General features: G+C 70.5%; 8 protein-coding genes. 6 read left to right on the plus strand and 2 right to left on the minus strand.

The genetic code is table 11. The annotated features are described in order from the left end of the window. Window positions 1-36 precede the first annotated feature (36 nt). Together AB0N03_RS09225 and AB0N03_RS09230 are read right to left on the minus strand one after the other, a co-directional pair. Entirely contained in the window at window positions 37-1,044 is a 1,008-nt protein-coding gene (locus AB0N03_RS09225; protein ID WP_364367784.1) for a LysR family transcriptional regulator, read from the minus strand. Between the two features lie 105 nt (window positions 1,045-1,149). After that, window positions 1,150-2,523: a CapA family protein gene (locus AB0N03_RS09230; protein ID WP_364367787.1), complete on the minus strand. Its 1,374-nt coding sequence runs from the start codon at window positions 2,521-2,523 to the stop codon at window positions 1,150-1,152. A gap of 264 nt (window positions 2,524-2,787) precedes the next feature. Between AB0N03_RS09230 and AB0N03_RS09235 the strand changes: the two genes are divergently transcribed. From AB0N03_RS09235 to AB0N03_RS09260, 6 genes are all read left to right on the plus strand, one after another. Continuing rightward, window positions 2,788-3,912: an extracellular solute-binding protein gene (locus tag AB0N03_RS09235; protein WP_364367790.1), complete on the plus strand. Its 1,125-nt coding sequence runs from the start codon at window positions 2,788-2,790 to the stop codon at window positions 3,910-3,912. Then, window positions 3,909-5,654 (plus strand): iron ABC transporter permease, encoded by a 1,746-nt coding sequence (locus tag AB0N03_RS09240; RefSeq protein WP_364367793.1) that lies wholly within the window; start codon window positions 3,909-3,911, stop codon window positions 5,652-5,654. The genes AB0N03_RS09235 and AB0N03_RS09240 overlap by 4 nt, the downstream gene beginning before the upstream one ends. After that, window positions 5,651-6,823: an ABC transporter ATP-binding protein gene (locus AB0N03_RS09245; protein ID WP_364367796.1), complete on the plus strand. Its 1,173-nt coding sequence runs from the start codon at window positions 5,651-5,653 to the stop codon at window positions 6,821-6,823. The genes AB0N03_RS09240 and AB0N03_RS09245 overlap by 4 nt, the downstream gene beginning before the upstream one ends. Before the next feature lie 14 nt (window positions 6,824-6,837). Beyond that, window positions 6,838-7,587: an SDR family oxidoreductase gene (locus AB0N03_RS09250; protein WP_364367799.1), complete on the plus strand. Its 750-nt coding sequence runs from the start codon at window positions 6,838-6,840 to the stop codon at window positions 7,585-7,587. Beyond that, the gene (locus AB0N03_RS09255; protein ID WP_364367802.1) at window positions 7,584-9,221 is read left to right on the plus strand and encodes a thiamine pyrophosphate-binding protein; all 1,638 of its coding nucleotides are present in this window, start codon (window positions 7,584-7,586) and stop codon (window positions 9,219-9,221) included. The genes AB0N03_RS09250 and AB0N03_RS09255 overlap by 4 nt, the downstream gene beginning before the upstream one ends. Window positions 9,222-9,440: 219 nt before the next feature. Continuing rightward, window positions 9,441-10,985, plus strand: coding sequence for a carboxylesterase family protein (locus AB0N03_RS09260; RefSeq protein ID WP_364367805.1), 1,545 nt, complete (start codon window positions 9,441-9,443; stop codon window positions 10,983-10,985). The last annotated feature ends 72 nt before the right edge of the window (window positions 10,986-11,057 follow it).

The following is an 11,057-nucleotide window of genomic DNA, read 5'->3' on the forward strand; positions in this document are numbered from 1 at the left end:
AGGCGTGCGGAAAGCGACGGATCCCTGAGCGAGACGTCAGCTCCCGGGCGGTTCGACCGGCGGCGCCACCCAACGGATTTCCGCGGCCATGTCGTCCGACCGCTGTGCGTAGGCGGCGACGAGCTCCTCCACGAAGTTGCGGAGGCCGGGAGAACGTTCGTCGCCGGGGCTGGCCGCCACGGCGGTGCTCCGGCTGAGGGGCATGTCGGCGACTTCCGCGGCCACGAGGCTGCCGGCGCGGATCTCCTGGGACACGGTGACCGCGGGGAGGATCGCGAGCGCGCCGAGATGAGTGACGGCTTCCTTCATGACCGCCACGTTGCGGGTTTCGATGGTGGGCGCGACGACGGCACCGACCTTGGCGGCCCAGCGCTGGATGAGGTTGCGGGTGCGCATCCCCGGCGGGTAGGTCGCGAAGGGGTACTTCGCGATCGCGGCCGGGCGATCCTTCGGGGGCAGGGAAAGCAGCTCGTGCCCTTTCGGGGCCACCAGGTAGAGGTGCTCGTTCATCCGCGCCAGCGTGGTGAGCGAGGGGTGCGTGGGAGAGCGGTCGAAGGCCAGGTCGACCTTGCCGGAGGTCAGCATGCTGACGATCTCGGCGCGGTCGACCGACTGGCGGACGCGCACCGGCACGTTCGGGTGCCGCTCGCCGAACGCCGGGAGCATGGGGATGAGCACGTACTGGATCAGGTCGGAGGGCGCGATGATGCGCAGTTCCTTCGTGTCGGCCGGGGAGCGAGCCGACTCCAGGTCCGCGGTGAGCTCGTCCAGGCTGCGGATCGCGCGCTCGCAGAACTCGAGGACGGTTTCGCCGAGCGGGGTCAAGCTCACTCCGACGCCGGAATGCCGTTCGAAGATGGGGGAACCGAGGATGCGCTCGAGCTGGCGGACGCGCTGCGAGATCGCCGGCTGCGTGAGGCAGAGGATCTTGCCGGCCTCGCGGAACGATCCCGTCGCCGCGATCGTCCGGATCGCGTGCAGCTGGTCGAAGGTGAGGCCGTGCAGGAGCCGGTGGGGGTCGAGACCAGGTCCGGGTGCGGTCACAGGGCTCCTCGCCTCCAGCGCACGAAGCGGTTGTGTCTCACCGTACCCCGGAGCCGGCCCGGCCTGCCCACGCGACGCGCGTGGGCAGGCCGGGCCGTCGGTGCGTCAGACCTTGATGACGCCGGTCTCGCCCTCGATGACCATCGACGTGCCGAAATCGGCGGAGAGGCGCTTGTAGCGGTCCAGGATGGCCTCGGCGTCCTCGCCGTACGCGGTGAAGGGCCGGCCGTCGGTCAGCGGCCGCTCCCCGTGCCCGACCGGCCGGCGCACCGCTTTCCGGCCGACGGGACGGCCGAGCTCCACCGGGTTCAGGCGGATCGACTGCAGTTCGCCGCCGTCCAGTTCGAGGTCGAGGACCGCCGAGCTCCACCACGTCTCACTGCCCTGGTCGAGGCCGGGGTGCAGCGGGTGCGCCGCCGGGGTGAGGGTCGACAGGCGCTCGATGTCGTGCCCCCAGGTCTCGTAGGCGTCGTACGGCACGCGGCGGACGAACTCGGACTGGGCGAAGAAGTTCCCGAGGCCGTAGACGATCGGCTTACCCCGGTAGATCTCGATGCCCAGCGTCTTGTGCCAGCCGTGCCCGATGAAGATGTCGGCACCCTCGTCGATGCACGCGTGGGCGAACTCGCGGACGAACCGCGGCGGCTGGTTTCCGCGTGGCCCTTCGGACACGCTGAAGTGGTGCGCCACGAGGACGAGGTCGGCCATCGTGGCCGCCTCGGCGACGGACCGCAGGTTGCCGGAGAAGTCCCACTTGTTCGAACTGGACAGAATTTCGAAGTGGTCCGACTGGCGCCACAGGTTGGACCCGGTCGTGGACTGGTCGTTCGCCATGGCGAGGCTGAACTCGCCCTGCTCGGCGTGCATGAGCAGCCCGCTGCTGCCCTCGGCGCCGGCCTTCGTCTCGCGCAGGATGCCGAGGGCGCTCCCGATACGCTTGAGCTGCTCGGCCGCCTCCTGCTCGACGAGGAAGCGCATCTCCGGCCTGAGCGGGTTGACGCCGGCGCGGCCGGGGAGGCCGGCCTTGGGCTGGCTGGCCCACTCGTGGGACTTGTTGCCGGAACTCACCGACACGAGAGCGACCCGGCCCTGGCGGGTTTCCAGGTAGGCGGGCTCGCGAGCTTCCTCGAGATCGCGGCCGGTGCCCGCGTGCGCCATGCCGGCCGCGTCGCAGTGCCTGACGGTGGAGGAAATGCCGGCGGCGCCGAAGTCCACACTGTGGTTGTTGGCCAGGGAGACGATGTCGACTCCCGCCTGCCGCAGGTCGGTCGCGACCTGCGGGTCGGTGAGGAAGTAGCTGCCGACCTGGTCCCCGCGGGCGGGAGCGGCGACCTCGGAGAAGTGGCCGAAATTGGTCTCGACGTGCGCGTAGGTCAGTTCCGCCGACCGCAGCCGGTCCAGCACCTGGACGAAGTCCGGTTCACTGTGGACCGAGAACGGGCGGGTGACCATGCACTCGCCGGCCAGGGTGATGGACATGGGGCGTTCCGATGACATGGTCACTCTCTCCCGGTCAGGTTTTTCCTCCACGGCAAGAACATCGCGAAGGGCCTCTTCCACTGAAGCGAGCGCGGGCCGCAACCGTCAAACGAGATCTCGTTATGGGCGCGGCGGCTCGGGGTTATCGCCGCCGCGTGGTGATTAGCGCTGCTTTTCACCACCCCCAGCGACTCTGCGTTGACGACGGGTTCCGGTGGCTGTTTCAGTTACCTGGCGCGCTCTCAGGAGGAAAGGCAGTCAAAGATGACGATGATCTCGAGGGAGGCGCGGTGCGGCGTGGTCGCGCTGGCCCTGCTGACCACGACGCTCACCGCCTGTGGCGGCGGTGGCGAAGCCAGTCCGTGGTCGACGAAGACGGCGACGACAGGGTCGCTCGACCAGCTCGTGACCGCGGCCAAGGCCGAGGGAACGCTGACGGTGTTCACCCCGATCGTCCAGTCCGAAGTGGAGGAATGGACGGCGGCGTTCGGCAAGAAGTACGGCATCAAGGTCGCCATCCAGCGCCAGTCCAGCTCCACGCTGGGGACGACGTTCAGCACGCAGGTGCGGGCGCACAAGGTGGAGGCCGACGTCTTCCAGACGAGCAACCGGGGCCAGGTCCAGGAGTTCGTCGACAACGGCTGGTTCGCGAACTACACCCCGCAGACCGCCGCCCAGTACCCCGCGGACACCACGATCCCCGGCCACGCGTACCCGCTCTACGAGACGATCGGCAACATCGCGTGGAACACCAAGACGGTGCCACCGGAGGTGCAGGCCAAGCTCGAAGCGGACCCCTACGAGGGCATGCTCGATCCGGCGCTGAAGGGCAAGATCGTGCTGATCGATCCCGGCCACGGCGGTTCCGGCATGGCCTACTACGCGAACCTGGTGGCCAACCACGCCGACAAGTACGGCTGGCCCTACCTGGAGAAGCTCGCCGCGCAGGAACCGGCGATCAACACGAGCATCTCCACCATGGCCCAGCAGGTCTCGGCCGGCACCTACAGCGTGACCATCTTCGGTGACGACGCGGTCTTCGGCCCGCTCGCGGCCGGGGGTGCTCCGCTGCGGTTCTCCTCGATCTCCCCGATGAACTCGAGCTTGTTCTACCAGGAGATCCCGAGCGACGCCCCGCACCCGGCCACCGCGCGGCTGTTCTCGGAGTGGTCGCAGAGCCTGGAAGGTCAGCAGGCGATGTCGGTGGCCACCGGTGGCCGCTCGACGATGAAGGGCTGGCAGGAGAACCGGCCGTTCGTGGCCAAGCTGCCCTGGTATCGCGTCCCGGACGAGATCTGGCTCGATTGGCAGACCGATCCGCGGTTCGCCGGCGACCAGCTCAAGTCCTTCGTGGAGAAGTGGAACACGACGTTCCACGTGGCGTCATGACCCTGCTCCAAGACGCCGCCCCCGCCCCGGACGCCACCTCGGCCGCGCCCCGGCGGCGGGTCCGGGGTGGGCGGTCCCCCCAGGATGTGGTGCTGCTGATCCTGACGTGGCTGGTGGTGCTCGCGCTCGTCGCCGGCCCGATCGTGTACGTCGTCGTGGCCGGGTTCGCGGAGGACGCGATCGACCTGGGAGCCGGGTTCACGCTCGACGCGGTGCAGCGGGTCTTCACCACCGCCCCGATGCTGGGGAAGCTGGTCCAGTCGATCGGCTTCGCGCTCGTCATCGGGCTGCTGTCCACGGTGCTGGCCACCGCGCTGGCCTGGACGACGGTGCGGCTGGACCTGCGCGGCGGCCGGTTGCGCGAGACGCTGGTTCTGGGCGCGCTGTACATCTCGCCGTTCGTCACCGCCGTCGGCTGGGTGTGGCTCGCGACCCCGGAGACCGGGGTCATCAACCGGATGATGCAGAGCGTGGGCCTCCCAAGCTGGCTGCAGCCGGACATCCTTTCCACGCCCGGCATGGTGTTCGTGCTCGTCGCCCACTACGTCCCCTACTCCTACCTGGTCGTTTCCGGCGCGCTGCGCGGGGTCGACAGCAGGATGGAGGAGGCATCGTTGCTATGCGGGCGCGGGATGACCTTCACCACGCTGCGCGTCGTGGTGCCGCTGCTGCGGGCGTCGCTGCTGTCGTCGGTGTTGTTCGTCGGGATCCTCGCCCTCGGCGAGTTCTCCGTGCCGGTGATTCTCGGTCAGAAGGGCGCCTTCAAGCCGCTGTCGGTGACCGTCTACAACTCGCTCTACACCGAGAACCAGGACCTGACGCTCGCCTCGGCGGTCAGCACCGAGCTCATGCTCGTCTGTCTGGTCGGCTTGTTCCTGTACGGCCGCGCGTTGCGCAACGCGAACCGCCTGGTGTCGGTCGGCGGCCGCGGCCACTCCCAGGCCAAGGTCAAGCCGTCGCGGGCCGCGGCCGTCGTCGTCTGGATCGCCACCCTGGTGTACAGCACGATCACGTTCCTCGTCCCGCTCGCCGCGATGGTGCTGATGGCGATGTCGGACTACCTGGCGCCGACGCTGGCGGGCATGCACCTGTCGCTGTCCACCCTGTGGGACGCGATCACCACGTCGGAGGTGCTCTCGGCGGCCGGGAACTCGATCGGGCTGGCGGTGGCCGTGCCGGCCGTGGCGATCGCGATCAGCATCGCGGTGGTGTACCTCGCGGACCGGGCGAAGCTGCGGACCGCGAGGGCGCTGACCTACGTCGCCACCATGCCGCTCGCCGTCCCGGGCCTGGTGATGGGCGCCGGGCTCCTGCTCCTGCTGATCCGCACGCCCCTGTACGGGACGTTGGCGCTGATCGGGATCGGGCTCGTGTCGATCTCGATCACGCACGCCGTGCGGATCGTGGGCAACGGCGTGCACCAGATCGACGGGTCGCTGGAGGAGGCGTCCCAGCTGTGCGGCGTGTCCCGGCTGAAGACGGTGTGGTCCGTGCTCGTCCCGCTGATCCGGCCCTCGGTGGCCAGCGCGTTCGTGCTGCTGTTCGTGCTCACGCTCCGGGAGCTCAGCGTCGCCGTCGTTTTGTCCACCTCGGGCACCCCGCTGTTGTCGGTGTCGGCGTGGAACTACGCCGCCAGTGCTCTGAACAAGGCTGCTGCGGTGGGTGTCCTGCAGCTCGTCGTCATCCTCGTCGGCTCGGTCGTGCTGCGTGCCGTGTTCGGCGCAGGCAGGAGGAAGTCATGACCAGTATCGGATACGAGGAGCGGAACGGCGTGCCGGTGGCCCAGGAAGACCAGGCGCCGGCACCGGTGCTCGAAGTCCGTGATCTCGTCGCGCACTACGGCACCACCCCCGTCGTCAAGGGAGTGGACCTCACCATCGGCGAGGGCGAGTTCGTCACACTGCTGGGCCCGAGCGGCTGTGGCAAGACCACGACGCTGCGCTGCGTCGCGGGCCTGCACCAGGTCACCGGCGGGACGATCTCGATCAGCGGGCGTACCGTGGCCGACGCGGCCACCCACGTGCGGCCGGAGCGCCGTTCGGTGAACATGGTCTTCCAGTCCTTCGCCTTGTGGCCGCACATGACGGTGTTCGGCAACGTCGCCTACGGCCTCAAGGCGCAGCACCTGCCGCGCGCGGAGATCACCGCGCGGGTCGAGGAGATGCTCGACCTGGTCGGGCTGGCCGGCTACGGGCCGCGCCCGGTGTCGAGCCTGAGCGGCGGCCAGCAGCAGCGGGTGGTGCTGGCCCGCGGCCTGGTGACCCGGCCGACCTTGCTGCTGCTGGACGAGCCGCTCAGCAACCTGGACACCGAGCTGCGCACCCGGATGCGCACCGAAATCCACGCCCTGCAGCGCCGGCTGAACCTGACGATGCTCTACGTCACGCACGACCGCGCGGAAGCACTGTCCCTTTCGGACAAGGTAGTGGTCCTGCGGGACGGCATCGCCCAGCAGGTCGGCCCGCCGGACGAGCTGTACGACCGCCCGGTCAACCGGTTCGTCGCCGAAGCGCTCGGCCCGGTCAACGTGCTGCCGGCCGAGGTCGTCGAGGGCGGCTCCCGGCCCGCCGCCCGGCTGACCACAGTGGACGGTGGCCCGGTGCTGCCCATCGCCGCGCAGTCCGCCGGTTCTCCGCCCGTGGTGGGAGAGCCGATCGAGCTGCTCGTGCGGCCCGAGTCGCTGGTGCTGCATCCCGGCGACGGCGCCCACGACGGCATCGACGTCGAGGTGACGCTTGTCGAGTACCTGGGCAACCGCACGGAGTTCACCTGCCGCAGCGGAGCGGAAACCATCAAGATCGAGCTCGCCCGGCGGCCCGGCGGCGTCGAAGCCGGTGACCGGCTCGTCGCCGGGTGGCACGCGGGGGCGGAATCGGCCGGAGCGGCGTGGCAGCGCACCGAAACCCGTTGAGGACGGAAAGACTCATGGATCTGCACCTGAAGGACCGAAGCGCCGTCGTCACCGGTGCGAGCGCGGGGATCGGGCGCGGCATCGCGACCTGCCTGGCCAGGGAAGGGGTCCGGCTGGCCGTCGTGGCCCGGCGGGAGGCGTTGCTGAACGAGCTCGCCGACGAGCTGAGCGCCGAAGGACTCGCCCGACCGGCCGTGATCGCGGCCGACATCGCCGACGACGCCGACCAGGAGACCGTGCTGGCGAAGGCCGAGGAGGCCCTCGGACCGGTCGACATCCTCGTCAACAGCGCGGGCGGGCGGCGCCGGTCCGGCCTGACCGCCACCGACGAGGAGTGGGCGATCGCCATGACCCTGAACTTCGAGTCGCAACGCCGGCTGACCAAACGGTTCCTGCCCTCCATGCGGGAGCGCGGCTGGGGGCGCGTCGTCTCCGTCACCGGCAAGTCCGAACCGCCGCGGGTGAGCGGCGAGTTCTGCGCCAAGGCCGCCATGCACGCGTGGGCGAAGGGACTGTCCCGCGAGGTCGGGCCGGACGGCGTCACCGTCAACTCGATCGCCCCGGGCCGCATCCTGAGCGAGCAGATGCTGCGCAACTACACCGAAGCCGACCGGGCCGAGCACGTGAAGGAGATCCCGGTCGGCAGCTACGGCGAACCCGAGGACATCGGCAGGCTCGTCACCTTCCTGTCCTCACCCCTGGCCGGCTACATCACCGGCACGGTGATCCCCGTCGACGGCGGACTGCGGAGGTACCAGTTTTGAGCGCCGTCACCGAAACCCCCACCTGCGCCCGGGTCCTCGCCGACGTGGTGGCGCGCACCGGGTGCACCCACGTCTTCGGGCTCATGGGCGACGGCAACATGCACCTGTTCCTCGCGCTTCGTGAACGCGGCGTCGAGATCGTGGAGGTCCGGCACGAGTCCGCCGCCGTGGCCATGGCCGAGGGGTACGGCTGGTCGTCGGGGCGCACCGGCATCTGTTCGGTGACCCACGGGCCCGGGCTGACTCACGTGGCGACCTCGTTGGTCGTGGCCGCCCGCAACCACTCCCCGCTGGTCCTCATCGCCGCCGAGACCCCGGCGGGGTACCAGGGGGCGCAGACGTTCGACCAGGAATCCTTCGTCACCTCGTGCGAGGCGCGCTACCGGCGGCTCGCCCCGGGGGAGCACCCGGCGGCCGCGCTGGGAGAAGCGATCGCGCTGGCCGAGGCCACCTCCGGACCCGTCGTGCTCGCCGTTGCCGCCGACCTCCTGCTGTCGCCGGTGCCCGCGGGCACCGTGGCATCGGACGGGCACCATCCACCGGAACCGTCCGAAGCGGATGAGCTCGCCGCCGCCCGGCGCCTGCACGAGCTGCTTACGGCCGCGGAGCGGCCCGTCATGATCGCCGGACGCGGCGCACTCGGCTGCGGGGATCTGGTGCGGGCCCTCGCCGACGAGCTGGGCACCGGCCTGGCGACGACCTTGCCGGCCAAGGGCCTGTTCGACGGGCACGCGCTCGACCTCGGCATCGCCGGTGGCCTGGCGCACCCGGCGGCCGAACGGGTCCTGCGCTCGGCGGACCTCGTGGTGGCGGTCGGGGCGAGTATGGGCCGCAGCACCACCCAGTCCGGGCGCCTGTTCGCCGGCGCCCGCGTCGTCAAGCTCGTCGACGACCCGCGGGAAGGCAAGATGACGGAAACGCTGCGCGCCGGAGCCAAGGGCACGCTGACGCAGCTGCTCGCGCTCGTCCGCGCCCGCAACGGTGCCCGTGCACCGTGGTTCGTCCCGGTGGGCCGGGCGACAGACTGCTGGCGGGAGGACCTGCGCGACTACGCGCCACCGATCACACCGGGCGTGGTCGACCCCCGCCACGCGGTCGCGGAGATCGACGCCCATATCCCCGGCGACGCGCAGGTCGTGGTGAGCAACGGGCATTGCTCCGGTTTCGCGTCCGCGTTCCTCACCGCTCCCCGGCACGGCAGGTTCTTCGCGGCGCAGGGCTTCGGATCGATCGGGCAGGCCCTGACGACTGCCGTCGGTGTCGCCCTCGGCGCACCCGGACGCAAAACGGTCGTCTTCGAAGGGGACGCGGCGTTCATGATGCACGCGCAAGACCTCGACACCGCGGCCCGGGCCGGCGCCGATCTGACCGTGTTCGTGCTCAACGACCAGGCGCTCGGCACCGAATACCACCGCCTGCTGACCACGTCCGACGACGCCGAGGCGGCCGTCGTGCCCTCGCCCGACCTCGCCGCGCTCGCCGCCGCGCTGGGCGCCCGCTCCGCGGTGATCGACCGGCCGAACGCGCAGGCGGCCGCCGCGGCCGCGCTGGAGCCGGGACTGGCCGTCGTCGACGTGCGCACCTCGCGGGCCGTGCTGAGCCGGCACATGCGGTTGCCCGGAAAGAAGCAGTAACCGAGGGCGACGCGCCCTGCGCCTCGCCCGCACACCCGCCGGCGCACGCCCGCGAACCGATCGAGCGGGCGGGCGTGGGCCGGCCGGACTGCGTCCGACCCGGCACGGATAGCGGGACCGACCGCATCACCGGGCGGGCCGCCGCCGGTGTCTTCCCGTCCTGTTCTCGAAAAGGGGGTCCTTCGCGCTTCCGGCAGATCAGGCAACGAAAGGCGTTCCATGCACAGAATCCTCAGCCGCGCGGCCGTCGCCGTCACGGCACTCCTCACCCTGGGCACCGGCGTGGCGGCCGCGGCCGGCTCGTCGATCGTGCACACCGCCGACGGCGCGGTCCGCGGGACCGTCGCCGAAAACCACCGGGTGTTCAGCGGAATCCCGTACGCGCAGCCTCCGGTCGGCTCGTTGCGCTGGCGGGCACCGCAGCCGGCCAAGCCGTGGTCCGGTGTGCTCGACGCGACCGATCCCGGTCCGGACTGCCTGCAGTCCGGCAGCGCGAACACGAGCGAGGACTGCCTGCACCTCAACGTGTGGACTCCGCGCGACGCCAATCCGGCGTCACGGCTGCCGGTCGCCGTCTGGATCTACGGCGGTGCCTTCCGCAGCGGCGCGGCCCGTGGCTACCAGCCGGTCGAAATGGTGAACCAGGGCGGCATGCTCGTCGTCACCCTCAACTACCGCGTCGGCGCCGTGGGCTTCCTGACCCTGCCCCAGCTCGACGCCGACAACGGGACCGCGTCCGGGGACTACGGACAGCTGGACCAGATCCAGGCGCTGCGCTGGGTGAAGGACAACATCGCCCGCTTCGGCGGTGACCCGGGACGGGTGATGGTCGCCGGGCAGTCGGCCGGCGGCGAGTCGGTGTGCATGCTCCTGGCGTCACCGCTCGCGGCCGGGCTGTTCAGCTCCGCCGTCGTCGAAAGCGGTCTGACCTGCGGTCAGAACACGATTCCTCGGCAGCAGAGCGACGACGCCGCCTTCGTCGCCTCCCTCGGCTGCGGTGGCATGAACTCTCGCGCCGTCATGGCCTGCTTGCGAGGGAAAACACCCGTCGACGTCCTCGCCGCGCAACAGGCGGCCGGGAATGTCTGGTACCCGGTCGTCGGCACGAGATCCCTGCCCGTGCAACCACCGACCGCCTTCGCGACCGGCCGCTTCAACCACGTTCCCGTCCTGATCGGCAGTACCAGCGCGGAAGGCGCGTCCTTCATCCACAGCGCGAACCCGAACGTGACCGAGGCCGACTACCGGGCCGACGTGCAGGGTGCCTTCGGTGACCGCGCCGACGAGGTCTTCGCGCGCTACCCGCTGGACGCCTACCCCGTGCCCGGCGCCGCCGAAGCCGCGATCAAGACCGACGTCGGGTTCAGTTGCGCGACTCTGTCCAACGCCGCTTTGCTCGCCGCCGCTGTGCCCACGTACGTCTACGAGTTCCGGGACCCGACAGCCGCCGGGAACAGCTACGGCGCTCCTCAGCACGCCGCGGAACTGCCGTACCTCTGGGGCACGAGCGGCACCGCTTCGCTGACCCGCACGCAGCAGCAGCTGTCGCAGGCCATGATCGCGTATTGGGCCGAGTTCGCCCGGACGGGCGGGCTCAAGGTGCGGGGACTGCCGTCGGTACCGCGTTACTCGGCGTCGGCGCCGCACGAGGTCGCCTTCACCGGTGCGGCCCCGGTGATCGTGCACGACGAGGCCGCTGACCACCAGTGCTCGTACTGGGGTCAGGTCTACCCGGACGGGTGGCCGTTCCACTTCGGATTCTGAGCAGGCGCACGGGCCCGGACCGCACTTCGACAGCCCGGGTCCGTGCGTCACCACTCCGGCGTCGGACGACGT

The organism is Amycolatopsis sp. NPDC051061, from assembly GCF_040682935.1.
Classification (GTDB): Bacteria; Actinomycetota; Actinomycetes; order Mycobacteriales; family Pseudonocardiaceae; genus Amycolatopsis.